The 15,315-nt window shown below is 69.5% G+C and carries 15 protein-coding genes; 5 read left to right on the top strand and 10 right to left on the bottom strand.

Annotation, left to right across the window (positions count from 1 at the left end; genetic code table 11):
* Positions 1 to 119: 119 nt before the first annotated feature.
* Both VGJ24_RS01660 and VGJ24_RS01655 read right to left on the bottom strand, forming a co-directional pair.
* Positions 120 to 524 carry a secondary thiamine-phosphate synthase enzyme YjbQ gene (locus VGJ24_RS01660; protein WP_331498724.1) on the bottom strand — a complete coding sequence of 135 codons (405 nt, stop codon included), beginning with the start codon at positions 522 to 524 and terminating at the stop codon, positions 120 to 122.
* Complete coding sequence (locus VGJ24_RS01655; protein ID WP_331498723.1) at positions 514 to 834, bottom strand: thiamine-binding protein; 321 nt, start codon at positions 832 to 834, stop codon at positions 514 to 516. Before VGJ24_RS01655 ends, VGJ24_RS01660 begins: the two co-directional genes overlap by 11 nt.
* 127 nt (positions 835 to 961) lie before the next feature.
* Here VGJ24_RS01655 and VGJ24_RS01650 point away from each other — a divergent pair, with 127 nt between their 5' ends.
* The 3 genes from VGJ24_RS01650 (at position 962) to VGJ24_RS01640 (ending at position 3,385) form a co-directional block, all read left to right on the top strand.
* A complete protein-coding gene (locus VGJ24_RS01650) occupies positions 962 to 1,858 on the top strand; it encodes an ABC transporter ATP-binding protein (RefSeq protein WP_331498722.1) in 897 nt (298 codons plus the stop codon).
* Positions 1,855 to 2,670, top strand: a complete 816-nt coding sequence (locus VGJ24_RS01645; RefSeq protein ID WP_331498720.1) for an ABC transporter permease subunit — start codon at positions 1,855 to 1,857, stop codon at positions 2,668 to 2,670. Before VGJ24_RS01650 ends, VGJ24_RS01645 begins: the two co-directional genes overlap by 4 nt.
* 151 nt (positions 2,671 to 2,821) lie before the next feature.
* A complete protein-coding gene (locus VGJ24_RS01640) occupies positions 2,822 to 3,385 on the top strand; it encodes a DUF6529 family protein (RefSeq protein ID WP_331498719.1) in 564 nt (187 codons plus the stop codon).
* Between the two features lie 61 nt (positions 3,386 to 3,446).
* Here VGJ24_RS01640 and acnA read toward each other — a convergent pair whose 3' ends face one another.
* The 5 genes from acnA to VGJ24_RS01615 all read right to left on the bottom strand — a co-directional run bounded on the left by acnA (position 3,447) and on the right by VGJ24_RS01615 (position 9,182).
* On the bottom strand, positions 3,447 to 6,140 hold the full coding sequence (gene acnA, locus VGJ24_RS01635) for an aconitate hydratase AcnA (RefSeq protein ID WP_331498718.1): 2,694 nt from the start codon (positions 6,138 to 6,140) through the stop codon (positions 3,447 to 3,449).
* A 114-nt stretch (positions 6,141 to 6,254) separates the two neighbouring features.
* Entirely contained in the window at positions 6,255 to 6,605 is a 351-nt protein-coding gene (locus VGJ24_RS01630) for an MmcQ/YjbR family DNA-binding protein (protein WP_331498717.1), read from the bottom strand.
* Between the two features lie 42 nt (positions 6,606 to 6,647).
* Positions 6,648 to 7,313 carry an SDR family oxidoreductase gene (locus VGJ24_RS01625; RefSeq protein ID WP_331498715.1) on the bottom strand — a complete coding sequence of 222 codons (666 nt, stop codon included), beginning with the start codon at positions 7,311 to 7,313 and terminating at the stop codon, positions 6,648 to 6,650.
* A 313-nt stretch (positions 7,314 to 7,626) separates the two neighbouring features.
* Positions 7,627 to 8,310: a phosphatase PAP2 family protein gene (locus tag VGJ24_RS01620; protein ID WP_331498714.1), complete on the bottom strand. Its 684-nt coding sequence runs from the start codon at positions 8,308 to 8,310 to the stop codon at positions 7,627 to 7,629.
* 116 nt (positions 8,311 to 8,426) lie between these two features.
* Entirely contained in the window at positions 8,427 to 9,182 is a 756-nt protein-coding gene (locus tag VGJ24_RS01615; protein WP_331498713.1) for an aminoglycoside adenylyltransferase domain-containing protein, read from the bottom strand.
* A 113-nt stretch (positions 9,183 to 9,295) separates the two neighbouring features.
* Here VGJ24_RS01615 and VGJ24_RS01610 point away from each other — a divergent pair, with 113 nt between their 5' ends.
* Together VGJ24_RS01610 and VGJ24_RS01605 are read left to right on the top strand one after the other, a co-directional pair.
* Positions 9,296 to 10,054 (top strand): DUF4118 domain-containing protein, encoded by a 759-nt coding sequence (locus VGJ24_RS01610; RefSeq protein ID WP_331498711.1) that lies wholly within the window; start codon positions 9,296 to 9,298, stop codon positions 10,052 to 10,054.
* 322 nt (positions 10,055 to 10,376) lie between these two features.
* Positions 10,377 to 11,675: an MFS transporter gene (locus VGJ24_RS01605; protein ID WP_331498710.1), complete on the top strand. Its 1,299-nt coding sequence runs from the start codon at positions 10,377 to 10,379 to the stop codon at positions 11,673 to 11,675.
* 9 nt (positions 11,676 to 11,684) lie between these two features.
* On the opposite strand, the gene VGJ24_RS01600 is transcribed toward VGJ24_RS01605, so the two are convergent.
* The 3 genes from VGJ24_RS01600 to VGJ24_RS01590 all read right to left on the bottom strand — a co-directional run bounded on the left by VGJ24_RS01600 (position 11,685) and on the right by VGJ24_RS01590 (position 15,284).
* Positions 11,685 to 11,906: a hypothetical protein gene (locus VGJ24_RS01600; RefSeq protein ID WP_331498709.1), complete on the bottom strand. Its 222-nt coding sequence runs from the start codon at positions 11,904 to 11,906 to the stop codon at positions 11,685 to 11,687.
* A gap of 79 nt (positions 11,907 to 11,985) precedes the next feature.
* A complete protein-coding gene (locus tag VGJ24_RS01595) occupies positions 11,986 to 14,694 on the bottom strand; it encodes a LuxR C-terminal-related transcriptional regulator (protein ID WP_331498708.1) in 2,709 nt (902 codons plus the stop codon).
* Positions 14,691 to 15,284 carry an XRE family transcriptional regulator gene (locus VGJ24_RS01590; protein ID WP_331498707.1) on the bottom strand — a complete coding sequence of 198 codons (594 nt, stop codon included), beginning with the start codon at positions 15,282 to 15,284 and terminating at the stop codon, positions 14,691 to 14,693. Before VGJ24_RS01590 ends, VGJ24_RS01595 begins: the two co-directional genes overlap by 4 nt.
* Between the last annotated feature and the right edge of the window lie 31 nt (positions 15,285 to 15,315).

The following is a 15,315-nucleotide window of genomic DNA, read 5'->3' as shown; positions in this document are numbered from 1 at the left end:
GGGCCCGGCGTACAGGTGTCTGATGGTGGCACTCGGGTGGAGCGGTCCACCAGGGAGTGCGCGGCTGCCCTTCCCGTCATCTCTCCCGGTGGGGAGGGCAGCCGTCGCCCGGCGGCGTCTCAGCCGTGGAGGAAGGACAACCGGACCTCGCGGTCGGGGTTGTCGACGTTCAGGTCGACCAGGCAGACGCTCTGCCACGTGCCGAGCGCGAGCCGGCCATGGAGCACCGGCACGGTGGCGTACGGCGGGACGAGAGCCGGCATCACGTGGGAGCGGCCATGCCCTGGCGAGCCGTGCTGGTGCCGCCACCGGTCGTCGGCCGGCAGCAGGTCGGACAGGGCCGCCAGGAGGTCGTCGTCGGAACCGGCACCGGTCTCGATGATCGCGATGCCCGCGGTCGCGTGCGGGACGAACACGTGCAGCAACCCGTCGTCGTACGACGAGACGAACGCCCGGCACACGTCGGTCAGGTCGTGGACGACGTCGCTCGACCCGGTGTGGACCCGGACGACCTCACTGTCCATCGGCGAGCCGCTCCTCGATCCGCTCGACCTTCGCAGTCATCTGGCCGGTGTCGTGCCCGGCGCGGAGGTCGGCCTTGAGCACCAACCCCACCCGTGGCGAGGTCTCCGCGACGGTGAACACCGCGCGCTTCACGACGTCCATCACTTCGTCCCACTCCCCCTCGATGTTGGTGAACATCGCGTTGGTCTCGCACGGGAGCCCCGACTCCCGGATCACCCGGACGGCGTCCGACACGGACGCGCTGACGCCACCCGTCTCACTGTCGTCACGGGGGCTGCCGGATGGACTGATGCTGATCGCCACGAGCATGCCTCCACGCTAGTCGGACCCTGAGGGTCGACGCCGATGCCCCTAGGGGTTCCCGGATCGCGGGCAGGGACCGGATCAGCACGCTCCCCGATGTGGCCGAGCCCCTCGGGAGGCGAGAGTCCTGGCCATGATCATCGTCGACTCACTGACCAAGAAGTACGGCGGCTTCACCGCCGTCGACCACGTGACCTTCCGGGCCGAGCCCGGCCGCGTGACCGGCTTCCTCGGCCCGAACGGCGCCGGGAAGTCGACCACCATGCGGATCCTGGTCGGCCTCACCCCGGCGTCGTCGGGCACCAGCACGGTGCTCGGACGTCGGTACGCCGACCTCCCGAACCCAGGCAGGGAGATCGGGGTGCTGCTCGACGCGTCGGCGCAGCACGCCGGCCGCACGGGTCGGGAGATCCTGACCCTCGCCCAGCGCACGATGCGGGTGCCCGGTTCGCGCGTCGACGAGATGCTCGACCTGGTCAGCCTCAGCGACGAGGAGTCCGCGCGCCGCGTCCGCGACTACTCGCTCGGCATGCGCCAGCGCCTCGGCATCGCGACCGCGCTGATCGGGGACCCCGAGGTGCTCGTCCTCGACGAGCCCGCGAACGGCCTCGACCCGGCGGGCATCCGGTGGATGCGCGACCTGCTCCGTGGCTTCGCGAACCAGGGCGGCACCGTCCTCCTCTCGTCGCACCTCCTGCACGAGATCGAGGTCATCGCCGACGACCTGGTCGTGATCGGTAACGGCCGGATCGTCGCCGCGGGCACCAAGAGCGACCTGCTCGCCGCGGCCGGCACGTTCGCCAGCGCCATCGACCTCGCGGCCCTGGCGAGTGCCCTCACCGGCGCCGGCCACACCGCCGAGCAGTCGCTGGGCGGCGTCCGAACGGACGCCGACACCGCCCAGGTCGGGCGTGTGGCCCTGGCCGCCGGCGTACCCCTGACCGAGCTGCGCCCCGCCGACGGGGCCGGCCTCGAGGAGATGTTCCTCGAGCTCACCAAGGACAACGCACGAGAGGAAGTCGCGGCATGACCACCGCAACTGCAGTCGAGCAGCACGAGACCGTCGAGAGGTCGCGGGCCGAGTCCCGGCACGCCCCGATCCCGTTCCGCACCATCGTCGGGGTCGAGCTCCGCAAGGCCTTCGACACCCGCTCCGGGTTCTGGTTGATGGCCGCCATCGCAGCAGCAGGCGTGCTGGCCACCGGCGCGGTCCTGGCCTTCGCCTCGGACAGCGACCTGACCTACGACAACTTCGCCGCGGCGATCGGCGTACCGATGACGATCCTGCTGCCGGTGGTGGCGATCCTCGCCGTGACCGGCGAGTGGAGCCAGCGCGCCGGTCTGACGACCTTCACCCTGGTGCCGCACCGCGGCCGGGTGATCCGGGCCAAGCTGGTGGTCACCATCGCGATCGGCCTCGCCTCGATGGCCCTGGCCCTGTCCGTCGGCGCGCTCGGCAACATCGTCGGCACCGGGCTCAAGGGCGTCGACACGACCTGGGACCTGTCGTTCACGTCGATCCTCTACATCGTCGGTGCCGACCTGATCGGGATGATGGTGGGCTTCATGCTCGGCATCGTGACCCGCAACTCGGCCGGCGCGATCGTGACCTACTTCAGCTACTGGTTCGTCATCCCGACGCTGTCGATGGTGCTGGCGACCAACCAGTCGTGGTTCGAGAAGGCCCAGCCGTGGGTCGACTTCAACTACGACCAGGGCCGGCTGTACGACGGCGGCTTCAGCGGGCAGGACTGGGCGCAGCTTGCGATCACCGGCACCTTCTGGCTGCTGCTACCGCTGGCGTTCGGTCTCTGGCGCGTGATGCGGGCCGAGGTCAAGTAGGGCTTCACGACTGACGGGGGTCGGGACGTCATACGAACTGGTCGCTAGAACGACCGAAACGTATGACGTCCCGCAGTCATGCCCGCGCCGAGACGTCCCCGAGGTCCTGGCGGCGCTTCCGCTCCCGCGCAGACAGGTCCATGATCGCTCCATGGCGCAGACCTACACGTCCGCGCGATCCAACAGGATCCCGCTGGTGGCGCTCGCGCTCGGGGCGGCCGTCGCCGTACTCCTCGGCGTCAACGACCGGCGGCACCCCGGCGGCGCGGAGCCGGTCAAGCTCGGCTTCGACTCGGTGATCGAGATGAAGACCGTGCTCTCCTTCGGCATCGGCGTGCTGCTGCTCGTCCAGCTGGTGCTCGCCCTCTGGATGTACGGCAAGCTCGGGAGATCGTCCGCGCCCTCGTGGGTCGGGCCCGTCCACCGCGTGACAGGCGTCGTCGCCGTGGTCGTCAGTCTTCCGGTTGCCTACAACTGCCTGCTCGCGTTCGGCGTCCAGACCTACGAGCCGCGGGTGCTGGCCCACGCCCTCCTCGGCTGCACGTTGTACGGCGCCCTCGTGGTCAAGGTGTTCGCGGTCCGCAACCGCTCTGCGCCGAGCTGGTTCCTCCCGGTGGCGGGCGGCGTGGTGTTCGCCGTGTTCATGGCCGTCGTGCTCACCTCGGCTGTCTGGTACAGCGCGCAGTACGGCTTCCCCACCGGCAACCAGTACTGACGCATGCAACGTCATACGTTCTGGTCGCTAGAACGACCAGTTCGTATGACGTCCCGGAGTGTCAGGCGCGGAGCAGGCTCCGCAGGACGTAGGGCATGATCCCGCCGTTGCGGTAGTAGCTCGCCTCTCCCGGAGTGTCGATCCGGACCGTCGCCTCGAACTCGTCGGTGCGCCCCTCCTTCTCGATCGAGACCGTGACCGTGCGAGGCGTGATGCCCTCGTTCAGCGCGGTGATCCCCGAGATCGAGATCGTCTCCTCGCCGCTCAGCCCCATGTCGTCGGCGGTCTTGCCGGCCGGGAACTGCAGTGGCAGCACACCCATCCCGATCAGGTTCGACCGGTGGATCCGTTCGTACGACTCGGCGATCACGGCCTTCACACCGAGCAGCGCCGTCCCCTTGGCGGCCCAGTCACGCGACGAGCCCGAGCCGTACTCCTTGCCCGCCAGCACGATCAGCGGGATGCCCTCACGCTGGTAGCTCTCCGAGGCCTCGAAGACCGACGTCACGCTCTGCCCGTTCTCGGCGGCCTGAGTGAAGTCGCGGGTGTAGCCGCCCTCGGTGCCAGGTGCGAGCTGGTTGCGGAGCCGGATGTTGGCGAACGTGCCGCGGATCATCACCTCGTGGTTGCCGCGCCGGGACCCGTAGGAATTGAAGTCGCGCTGCTCCACGCCGTGCTCGGCGAGGTACTTCCCGGCGGGGCTGTCCTTCTTGATCGCGCCCGCGGGGCTGATGTGGTCGGTGGTGACCGAGTCGCCGAGCTTGAGCAGCACCCTCGCGCCCTCGATGTCGGCGACCTGCTCAGGCTCCTGCGGCATTCCGTCGAAGTACGGAGGCTTGCGCACGTACGTCGAGTCGTCGTCCCAGGCGAAGGTGTCACCCTCGGGCGTCGGCAGCGAGGTCCACTGCTCGTCACCGGCGAAGACGTCGGCGTAGTCGTCGGTGAACATCTCGGCGGTGATCGCCTCGCCGATCACCCGCTCGACCTCGGTAGGCGCGGGCCAGAGGTCCTTGAGGAAGACGTCGTTGCCGTCGGAGTCCTGCCCGAGCGGGTCCTCGAAGAGGTCGACCTCCATGGAGCCCGCCAGCGCGTAGGCGACGACCAACGGCGGCGATGCGAGGTAGTTCATCTTCACGTCGGGGTTGATCCGGCCCTCGAAGTTGCGGTTGCCGGAGAGCACGCTGACCACCGCCAGGTCCTTCTCGTTCACCGCGGCGCTGACCTCGGGGATGAGCGGGCCGGAGTTGCCGATGCACGTCGTACAGCCGTAGCCGACGAGGTTGAAGCCCAGCTTGTCGAGGTACGGCGTGAGGCCCGCGCGCTCGTAGTAGTCGCTGACCACCTTCGACCCGGGCGCCAGGGTCGTCTTCACCCAGGGCTTGCTGCGCAGCCCCTTCTCCACGGCGTTCTTGGCGACCAGCGCGGCCGCGATCATCACGCTGGGGTTGGAGGTGTTGGTGCAGGACGTGATCGCCGCGATGCTCACGGCGCCGTGCCCGATCTCGAAGGTCTCACCGTCGAGGCTGATCTCGGCGGTGGCGTCGTCGTCGTCGGTGTAGTCCTTCAGCGCCTTCTCGAATCCCTCGACCGCCTTGGTCACCTCGACCCGGTCCTGCGGCCGCTTCGGCCCGGCCAGCGAGGGGACGACGGTGGACAGGTCGAGCTCGAGCCGCTCGCTGTAGCGGGGCTCGGCGGCCGGGTCGTGCCAGAGTCCCTGCTCCTTGGCGTAGCCCTCGACCAGGGCGAGCTGGTCGTCGGTACGTCCGGTCAGCGTGAGGTACTCGATGGTCTGCTGGTCGATCGGGAAGACCGCGATGGTCGACCCGAACTCCGGGCTCATGTTGCCGATCGTCGCGCGGTCCGCGACCGGGAGTGCCGTCACACCCTCGCCGTAGAACTCGACGAACTTGCCGACCACGCCGTGCTGGCGCAGCATCTCGGTGATCGTGAGCACCAGGTCGGTGGCGGTCGAGCCCTCGGGCAGCTCGCCGGAGAGCTTGAAGCCGACCACGCGCGGGATCAGCATGCTGACCGGCTGGCCGAGCATCGCGGCCTCGGCCTCGATGCCGCCGACGCCCCAGCCGACCACGCCGATGCCGTTGACCATCGTGGTGTGAGAGTCGGTGCCGACGCAGGTGTCGGGGTACGCCGTGAGCTCGCCGTCGATCTCGCGGGTGAAGGTCACGCGGGCGAGGTGCTCGATGTTGACCTGGTGGACGATGCCCGTGCCGGGAGGCACGACCTTGAAGTCGGCGAAGGCGCCCTGACCCCAGCGCAGGAACTGGTAGCGCTCCCGATTGCGCTGGTACTCGATCTCGACGTTGCGCCCGAACGCCTCGGGCGTGCCGAAGACGTCGGCGATCACGGAGTGGTCGATGACCAGCTCGGCCGGGGCCAGCGGGTTGATCTTGGTGGCGTCGCCGCCCAGGTCGGCCATCGCCTCGCGCATGGTCGCGAGGTCGACGATGCAGGGCACGCCGGTGAAGTCCTGCATGATCACGCGCGCCGGAGTGAACTGGATCTCCTTGTCGGGCTCCGCGTCCGGGTCCCACCCCGCCAGCGCCGAGATGTCGTCGGCGGTGATGTTCGCGCCGTCCTCGGTGCGGAGGAGGTTCTCCAGCAGGACCTTGAGGGAGTAGGGCAACGAGTCCACGTCGAGTCCGTCGCCGGTGACGGCCGAGAGCCGGTAGATCTGGTAGCTCTGGTCACCGACCTCGAGCGTGCCCTTCGCCCCGAAGCTGTCCTGACTGGCCATTCGCCACATCTCCTCGCGCACTCGACGTCCTCACCCATCTTGCCGCCGCCCCAGGGGCGTCGGGAAGCCGGGTAGATCTCTTGACATCAAGATACATGTGGTCGAGCGGGTCGCTCAAACCGGCAGCTTCTCGCCGCGGGCCTCGACCAGGTCCGCCGGTGCCGTGAGCCGCCAGGCCTCGAAGACGAGCTCTGCCAGCTCGTCGCGCTCGACGCCGTCGAGATGGGTCACGACCCAGCCGTAGCCGTACGCCGTGAACTGCACCTCGAACACGTCCGGCCGCTCGGCGACGAGCGCCTGCTGCTCGGCGATGGTCTGCCGCAGCCCGATCGTGACGGTCGGCTCCCAGATGTAGCCGAACGTGCGTCCCTCGACCTCGAGCTTGGTGTAGTGGTCGAGCTCGATCATCGACGTCCGGTCGAGCTGGCCGGCCAGGTCACGCGCGTCGCCGGTGTCGCAGGGCATGTGACGACTCTGGCACAGCCCACCGACGCCCCGGACACTGCGCTAGAAGCGTGCGGAGAAACCACCATCGATGTGGAGCAGCTGCCCGGAGACCCATCGACCGGGCTCGGAGACCAGGAACGCGACGACGTCGGCGATGTCGGTCGGCGTCCCCAGACGGCCCCGCGGCTGGTCCGGGATCAGCGCCCGTCGCGTCTCGTCGCTCATCCAGCCCGTGTCGACGGGCCCGGGGTTGACGGCGTTGGCCGAGATCCCGAGGGGGCCCAGCTCACGTGCCGCCGAGATCACGATCCGGTCGAGGGCGCCCTTGGATGCTCCGTAGGGCAGGTTCCCGGTCGTGGCATCGCTGGTGAGCGCCACGATGGCGCCGCCGTCCGGTGGGATCTGGCGGGCGAACGCCGCAATCAGCAGCAGGCTCGCACGAGCGTTGACCGTCACGTGTCGGTCGAAGCTCTCCGCCGTCGTGTCCAGGATCCCGGACAGCTCGTCGTGAGCGTGACTCAGCACCAGGGCACTGATCACGCCGCGCTCCCGGGTCACGGCATCGACGAGCGCCTGCGGGCCGTCGGAGGTCGCCAGATCACACGGGTACTCCGCGTCAGCCAGGTCGCTGGTGGCGACGTCCCAGCCGTCGGCCGAGAGACGCGGCGCGATCGCGGCGGCGATGCTGTTGGCGCGGGCTCCTCCGGTGACCAGGGCGAGAGGCATGTCGCGAGACCCTAGTGCGGGTCGCGGCCCGCCGGTCATGTGCACCCTGGTGGTGGCGTGAAGTGGAAGCCGATCGCTCGGGCGTCGTCCCGGGTTGCTGGCGCGCAGACGTCGAGATCGAGATCTGGCCAAACGGACGATGGCACGAACAGCTCTCGCGGCTAGGGTCGGTCCGCCTCATTCCTCACCGAGGCTGATCGTCTGCCGGTGACCCCATGCTCCTGCAGGCGGTGACGTCTGGTTTGAGAGCCGGACATGACGCCCGCTGGACTTTGGAGAGTCCGCGGGCGTTGTCATGCGCGCAGCGGTCGGATCACTCCACGTCGGCCCGACGCCGGGAGGCCGGCCGGAAGACTGGCAGCGGCAAGGTGGCGATGAGCAGGCCCAGGACGACGCCGCCGACGACGTCGCTGAAGTAGTGGTAGTGGATGTAGACCACGGACGCCCCCACGATGGCGACGACAGCGGCGTTCACCGCGACCCGCCCGGTCACCGACCGCGGCCAGCCGACCCAAACCAGGAGCAGCGCCATGCAGACCACCGTCGACGTCGTGTGACCGGACGGAAAGGAGCCGCCGTGGTCGCCGAGCGCGTTCCGCGTAGGACCGGGTACGGCGAGCAGCGGCTTGAGCAACAGCACCGACGCCACGACCAGTCCCACCCGGATCGCCGCCTCGCCGATGATCCCCCAGGAGTGTCGCCGCCACGCCACCAGCGCGCCCAGTGCCAGTGTGATCGGCAGCGCGCTCTCGGGGGTCGCGACGTCGAAGACCACCTTGGCCGCGTTCCAGAGCGTCGTCCCTCGCCGCGAGACAGCCCAGTCGCTCAGGGACTGGTCGAGGCGGCTCCACCAGCCGAGCTCCACCGACACCGTGATCAGCACGAAGAGTCCGAGCAGTGCCAGCGACCTGCCCCCAGGCCGCCGCAGCGACAGCCCGGCGAGAGGATGGTCGCTGACGACCGCGTCTTCTCGGGTGCCGACTGCGTGAGACTCCACGGCGGCGACCGTATCCCTCCTCGGCCCGGTCGCTCTCGGCCCTCAGCACCTTCACAGCAAATTCATCGGCTCACTGCGAGTGACGTGCTCGCCCGCCGATGGCCGAACGTCGTGCGTCAGAGCTCGTGGACCTTCCAGAGCACGGTCTCGAGCACTCTTCTGATGTCGTCCGCGCCGATCGTCGCGACGCGTCCCCCGCTGCGCTGCGCCAGGGCCTGTTCCACGGCAACGAGCGAGGCGTCCCGGTCCAGCGCCCAGCGTGCTGCTGAGGACTTGGACGCGTGCTCGCCCTCCGCGGCGAACCGCCAGATCCGGCACGCCGTCAGCACCATGAGAGAGGCGTTCTTGTCATCGTCGGTGAGATCGAGCCACACGGTCAGCCAGTGCACGCCGCGGTCTCGGACCAGGTCAGGCGGTACGTCGCCGATGATCTCGCGCGGGTCGGCACCGTCGAGCGCCCGGCCGTCGGCTTTCGCCATCGACAGCTCCGGCCAGAGGTCGGGCACGTGTTCGTCTCGGCTCTCCACCTCGAGATCGGCTGACGGCCCGTACCGGCCGACATGGAGCTCCAGGCTGGGACGCTCGGCGGGGGCAGCAGCGGACTCGCGCGTGACGACCGTCAGGTCGATGCCGCCCGCCGGGCGTGGGTCGGCGGCGCGCACCACGGCCACCAGAGCCTCGCTTTCGCTCGTGGTCAGGTTTCCCTCGACGACCAGTAGCAGATCCAGGTCACTCCGGCCGGCCCGGAAGTCGTCCAGGGTCAGAGATCCATGCAGGATCGCCGAGACCACCGGTACGTCGAGCGCGGCGACACACGATCGGGCCAGGTGTCCCACCGCGGCGACGGCCTTCTGCTCGTCATCGCCGGTCATGACCCGTTTCTACCGGAAGACGCGAGGCCGTAAGGATTGCGTCAGGGCTCCGCTCGTTCCCACGGGTTCGCACCACAATGACGAGAGTCGGAACCTTGGTGTCGGGAGCACAGATGCGCGAAAGGCTCAGCAACACCCCCACCGGATGGCGACCGCCGGTCCGCGTCGCGGCGGTCGTGCTGCCCGTCCTCGCGTGCGCCCTCATCTCCGCCTTCCGACGCGACGTCACCGCGGCCACCAGCGTTCTGGTCCTCGTGCTCATCGTGGTCGCAGCGGCGACCACCGGTGACCGCCTCGCGGGGCTGCTCGCGGCCCTCTCCGCCGGCGTCTGGTTCGACTTCTTCCTCGTCCCGCCCCACCACACGTTCACGATCGACAACCGCGACGACGTCGAGGCCACGGTGCTCCTCGTCATCATCAGCGTCGCGGTCACCGAGGTCGCCCTCTGGGGCCACCGACAGCAGGCACGGGCCTCACGCCGATCCGGATACCTCGAGGGTGTGCTGAACGCCGCGCGTACCGTGGCCGAGGGAGACGCCCCGACCTCGACCGTCACCGACCTCGTGGCCGCCCAGATCACCGACGTCCTCGACGCGGACGCCGTCCTCTTCGTCAAGGGACCGGTTCTCGACGGCCGGATCGCCGTCCTCGACCACGACGGTGTCCTCACCCGTGACGGGCACCAGATCGATGTCGACCGAGTCGGTCTCCCGTCCGACGAGTACACGGCCGTGCCGGTGCGGCTCGGGCAGCACCAGGTCGGACACTTCCTGCTGACTGCGGCCTCACACGTCACCTACCCCACGCGCGAGCAACGCCGCGTGGCCGTGCTCCTCGCCGATCAGGTGGCCGCCGTCGACGTCCTGCGCTGACACGACACGACCGCACGGATCACGTCGCCGGTGCGAGCAGCGCGACGCATTCGACGTTCGTTGCGTCGGTACTTCCCTGCGACCCACCGCGATTCAAAGCGCGCCCGAAGCGCGCCCCTCGAACAAGTCGGGTTCTGAGGTTCACAAACGACTGCAAGGTGCGACCCCACGAGAGCACCATCGCTGACGCCGGCTCGGGGGATGCGCTTGTGGTGCCGAGCCGATCTCAGTCGGAGCAACGGAGGAGAACCCGAATCCTCCGGACGCAATCAGGGGCGTCCGTTACCTCTCAGACATGGGAGTCTCGATCGTGGGGTGACAGATGGGTTGGGGGACGGACATGGAGGTGGGGGCCACGCACGATGAGATGATCTCGTCGGGTGGTTCGCGGTCCGAGCCCTCGAAGGTGGTCGGAGGGGCGTTCATCGCCTCGTACGCCGCGGCCTATCTCGCCACCAGCCTGCTCTTCATCGCTCCACTCCTGGTGACCCTGGCTCTCAAGATCAACTCACTGGTGGGCACGGACCGGGCAGCCTCCAGCCTGTCCCTCGTCGCGGCGACCGGATCGCTGGTCGCGCTGGTGGCCAACCCCCTGTTCGGGCGGCTGAGCGACCGGACCACGTCGCGGTGGGGTATGCGGCGCCCGTGGATACTGGTCGGTCTGGCGGGAGGGTCCTTCGGCATCCTGGTCGTCGCGCTGGCTCCGACGGTCTGGGTGGTGCTCATCGGCTGGTGTCTGGCGCAGCTGTTCTTCAACGCGATGCTGTCCGCGATGGTGGCGGTGCTACCCGACCAGGTCCCGATCGAGCAACGGGGCACGGTTGCGGGCATCCTCGGGGTCTGTCTCCCGATCGCATCGGTCGGCGGCACCTACGTGGTGAAGGTGTTCACCGGCCACGAGCTGGCGATGTTCCTGGCCCCGTGCGCCATCGGCGGGTTCTTCATCGTCCTGTTCGCGCTGATCCTCGACGATCGTCGGCTCGCCGCGGCGGACAAGCCGCGATGGTCGCTGAGACAGCTGCTGGGCTCCTACTACGTCTCTCCGCGCAGGCATCCGGACTTCGCGTGGGCGTTCGCGAGCCGCTTCATGTTCATCCTGGCCTACGCGTTCCTGGTGACCTACGAGGCGTACTACCTCCTGGATCACCTGGGGAGCACCGAGGACGAGGTCCCGCAGCAGATCTTTCTGGGCACGCTCACCCAGGCCGTTGTCGTCGTGCTGGCTTCCGTGGCCGGTGGTCGGCTCTCGGACCGCACGGGCCGACGCAAGCTCTTCGTCGCTGCCGCCGCGGTCGTGTACGGCGTGGCACTCTTCATCATCGCGATGGCCGGCGACTTCGACGCGTTTCTTGTGGGGATGGCGGTGGGTGGGCTGGGTTTCGGCCTGTACCTGGCAGTCGACCTCGCGCTCGTCGCCGACGTGTTGCCCGACGCGGACAGTGTCGCGAAGGACCTGGGGGTGCTGAACATCGCCGGCGCGTTTCCATTCTCCCTGGCCCCTGCGATGGCGCCGTTGGTCTTGACGGTCGGCTCGGGCAGCTACCAGGTGCTGTACGTCGTCGCCGGGGTCTGTGCACTCATCGGGGCGGCCGCCATCCTGCCGGTGAGAAAGGTCCGGTGACCCAGGTGATCATGGGGTCGGTCCTGTCTGAGTTGGAGTGACGGAGAGCAGGGGCAGCCCGAGGTCACGCACCTTCTGGATCAGCCCGTGCAGGGCCGCCTGGTCGGCGACCTGGCCACGGATCACGGTGCTGCCGTCGTCGTCGACGAGCTCCATGCCGTCGAACCAGGCGGACCAACGGGCGTCCAGACGACCCTGGATGCGGATCTCGTACCTCTGGGTCTCGCTCATGCCCCGGAAAGTAGGAACCGACGTGGGGAGCGCGGATCACCACATGTGGTGAACGACGTGGTGGTCTCGGTGAGCCTTGCTAGCGACGCAGGAGCCCGAGCTCGTCGGCCCGGCGTACCGCTGCCCGTCGGCTGCCCACACCGAGCTTGGCGTAGACGTTCTTGGTGTGGGTGCGCACGGTGTTGAGGGACACCACCAGGTGCCGGGCGATCTCCGGGCCGCTCAGCTCGCTGGCCAGCAGGCGGAGCACGTCGAGCTCGCGTTCGCTGAGCGGGTCGACCAGGCCGCCCGTTGCGCGCGCACCGCCCGGTGGCGAGTCCTCCGACCCCAGCATCCGTGAGACGTACGAGGCTGCGACGCCCCGTGCGGCGGACCTGCGCAGCAGGGTGGCCAGCACCGGCCCCTCGTCGGTGAAGATGCGCCGGTAGCCCTCGGGCTCGGCCAGCTCCAACGCCCGGACGGTGTCGCTCTCTGCCCGTTCGGTGTCACCGGCCTGCTGCGCGGCAAGAGCGCGCACGACGAGGATCTCCAGCACGCTGCCGACGCGGCCGCCGGCCTCGGCCGCGGCCAGCAAGCGATCGAGGAACCCACCCACCGCGACGTCCCCGCGCGCCAACAGGACGCGGGCCAGGGTGACGTGCTCGTACTCGCGCAGGTAGTCGAGGTCGTCCGTCACCGACAGACGGCGATCCGCCGACCAGCCGAGTGCCAGGTCGGTCCGCTGCTGCCTGAGCCAGACCCTGGCACGCATCGCGGCGACGGGTTGTACGTCGGGCGAGAAGTCCCCGTCGTACACCTGCTCGGCTTCGTCCAGGAGCGTGACCGCTCCGTCGAGGTCGCCGCGGGCCTCACGGACACGCGCTTCGGCGATCCGCCAGCGGTGCGGGTACCTCGGCATGCCGAGGTGGTCGCCGAGCTCGTGAGCGGTCCTGAGGTGCTCCTCGGCGGCCGACAGATCGCCACGCTCGGAGCTGAGTGCGCTCAGTCCCACGTGCATGTCCGGTGTCCCCCGTAGCGGGCCGTCCCCCTGGCGAGCAGCGAGGTCGAGGGCGTCGCGGTAGGTGCGCTCCGCGTCGCGGAGCCGACCCTGTGTCGTCTGCAGGTCGGCGAGGGTGATCGCGCAGCCCAGGACATCGGCGACGTAGCCCTCGAGCTCGAGCCGCCTCATCGTCTCGATGTAGGCCGCCTCCGCGGTGGCGAGGTCTCCCCCGCGCCAGGAGGCGATCCCCATGAGTGCCGTGGCGGCGCCGTGGCCGAGGTGGTCGGCGGCGTCGAGCACCCCGACCGCCTCGTGGCCGTACGTCATGGTGGCCTCGACGTCCCCCACCATCAGGGCAAGCCCGGCCCGGTAGACAGCGATCAGCCCCGGCAGCTTGCCCAGCTCCGTCGGGTCGGCGACGAGGAGGCCTGGGGGTGCTGGGTGGCCGGCGCCCCGGGCCTTGATCGCGTGGTCCCAGCGCTCGGCGATCTGCAGCCTGGCTTCGACGCCCCGCGTCTCGCCGGTGGACATCAGCGCGCCGACGTGGCCGATGGCCAGAACCGGTCGGTTGGCGAAGACCTCCTCGGGAAGAGCCTCCATCCATCGCCTCAGCTGGACCTCGCGACGGTTCTTGCCCATCTCCCGGATCTGGAGCTCCACCAGGTCAGCCGCCCTGTCCGCATCGCCGGCAGCCAGGGCGTGCTCGATGGCCCCCGTCGTGTCGCCGTCCCGCTCGAGCCATTGGCTGGCGCGGCGATGCAGGTCTGGCGCCTCACCGGGACGCTCGTCGAGGAGGCGGGCATGCAGCATGTCGGCGAACAGGTGGTGATAGCGGTACCACCGTCGCTGGTCATCGAGCGGCACCAGGAACAGGTTGTCGCGGTCGAGCCTCGCCAGCATCTCCCGGCCGTCCGTCCGTCCGGTGACGGCATCGGTCAGCGGGCCGGACAGCCTGGTGAGCAGGGAGGTCCGCAGCAGGAAGTCCCGGACCTCCTCGGGCTGCCGATGGACGACCTCCTCCACGAGGTAGTCGACGACGTGACGGTCGTCGCCCGCAAAACCATCGATGAAGCCGGCGGCGTCGTCGCGACCCTGCAGGGACAGCGCCGCGAGCTGCAGCGCGGCGACCCATCCTTCGGTGCGCCCTTCCAGGGTGGCCACCTCGCGGGCGGACAGCTGGAGTCCCATGCGGTCGAAGTACGCCGCTGTCTCCTGCCCGGTGAACCGGAGGTCAGCCGCGCGCACCTCGGCCAGCTGTCCGCGGGCACGCAGCCGCGCCAGCGGCAGCGGGGGGTCGGAGCGCGTCGCGATCACGAGGTGCAGCTGCGGTGGCAGGTGCTCGACCAGGAAGGCCATCGCCTCGTGGATGTCCGGAGCATGCAGGGCGTGATAGTCGTCGAGGACGAGCACGACCTCCTTCTCCGACTCGGCGAAGTCGTTGAGGAGGCTGGTCACCACGGTGGTGACCGGGGCCCCGCCGGGCGAGTCCAGGAGCACCTGTGCCGACCCCCCGACGTCCGGCGCCGCCGTCCGGAGCGCCGCGAGCACGTAGGCCCAGAACGTCGGCGGGTCGCTGTCACCGGAGTCCAGGGACAGCCACGCCACGGCAGGCCCCGCCCGGGAGACGCCGCCGAGCAGGGACTGCGCGAGCAGCGTCGACTTCCCGAAGCCGGCCGGTGCCGACACCACCAGCACCTCCGGCAGGTCCCGCGTGTCGATGCGCTGACGGAGCCGGTCACGGTCGACCAGGCTGCGGGTCGTCCGCGGTGGGAAGAGCTTGGTCTGGAGGAGGGGTCGGGCGGCCGTCACCGCGTCGCCTGTCCCTGGGTACGAGCCCGCACGTGCATGCGCTCGCCGGGACGCCCGAAGATGCTCAGCACCTCGGCCGGGCCGTCGCCGGTGCTGCCGAACCAGTGCGGCAGCTGGGTGTCGAACTCCGCGGCCTCCCCGGCTTCGAGCACCAGGTCGCGGTCGCCGAGGACCAGGCGCATCCGCCCCGACAGCACGTACAACCACTCATAGCCGTCGTGCGTGCGAGGCTGCGGCGTGGACTGCCGCGCGGGGATCACGATCTTCCAGGCCTGGACCCCCTCGGGCTGGCGGGTGAGCGGGAGGACCGTGCGACCGTTGACCTTCCGGGGCTTGAGCCTGATCCGTGGGTCGCCGACCTCCGGGGCTCCCACCAGGTCGTCCAGCGGCACGCGGTAAGCCTGCGCCAGCGGCAGCAACAGGTCCAGGCTCGGCCTGCGCTGGCCGTTCTCCAGCCTCGAGAGCGTGCTCTTGGAGATGCCCGTCCGCTCCGCCAGCTCCGTCAGCGTGACGCCCCGTTCCTTACGGACCCGTCGCAGCCGGGGCGCCACCAGGTCCAGGGCCGTCGTGATCGCACCGGAGTCGGACATGGCGCCATTTCACGGGGGATTCCCAGGAATG

Source organism: Nocardioides sp. (assembly GCF_036493135.1).
In the GTDB taxonomy this organism is placed as follows: domain Bacteria; phylum Actinomycetota; class Actinomycetes; order Propionibacteriales; family Nocardioidaceae; genus Nocardioides.
The sequence above is the reverse complement of the archived record's forward strand: the minus strand, read 5'-3'. Positions and strand labels throughout refer to the sequence as shown.

Excerpts from the sequence above, each read along its gene's own strand:
- VGJ24_RS01660 (WP_331498724.1), bottom strand. The coding sequence starts at position 524 with ATGGACAGTGAGGTCGTCCGGGTCCACACCGGGTCGAGCGACGTCGTC.
- VGJ24_RS01655 (WP_331498723.1), bottom strand. The coding sequence starts at position 834 with ATGCTCGTGGCGATCAGCATCAGTCCATCCGGCAGCCCCCGTGACGAC.
- VGJ24_RS01650 (WP_331498722.1), top strand. The coding sequence starts at position 962 with ATGATCATCGTCGACTCACTGACCAAGAAGTACGGCGGCTTCACCGCC.
- VGJ24_RS01645 (WP_331498720.1), top strand. The coding sequence starts at position 1,855 with ATGACCACCGCAACTGCAGTCGAGCAGCACGAGACCGTCGAGAGGTCG.
- VGJ24_RS01640 (WP_331498719.1), top strand. The coding sequence starts at position 2,822 with ATGGCGCAGACCTACACGTCCGCGCGATCCAACAGGATCCCGCTGGTG.
- acnA (WP_331498718.1), bottom strand. The coding sequence starts at position 6,140 with ATGGCCAGTCAGGACAGCTTCGGGGCGAAGGGCACGCTCGAGGTCGGT.
- VGJ24_RS01630 (WP_331498717.1), bottom strand. The coding sequence starts at position 6,605 with ATGCCCTGCGACACCGGCGACGCGCGTGACCTGGCCGGCCAGCTCGAC.
- VGJ24_RS01625 (WP_331498715.1), bottom strand. The coding sequence starts at position 7,313 with ATGCCTCTCGCCCTGGTCACCGGAGGAGCCCGCGCCAACAGCATCGCC.
- VGJ24_RS01615 (WP_331498713.1), bottom strand. The coding sequence starts at position 9,182 with ATGACCGGCGATGACGAGCAGAAGGCCGTCGCCGCGGTGGGACACCTG.
- VGJ24_RS01610 (WP_331498711.1), top strand. The coding sequence starts at position 9,296 with ATGCGCGAAAGGCTCAGCAACACCCCCACCGGATGGCGACCGCCGGTC.
- VGJ24_RS01605 (WP_331498710.1), top strand. The coding sequence starts at position 10,377 with ATGGGTTGGGGGACGGACATGGAGGTGGGGGCCACGCACGATGAGATG.
- VGJ24_RS01600 (WP_331498709.1), bottom strand. The coding sequence starts at position 11,906 with ATGAGCGAGACCCAGAGGTACGAGATCCGCATCCAGGGTCGTCTGGAC.
- VGJ24_RS01590 (WP_331498707.1), bottom strand. The coding sequence starts at position 15,284 with ATGTCCGACTCCGGTGCGATCACGACGGCCCTGGACCTGGTGGCGCCC.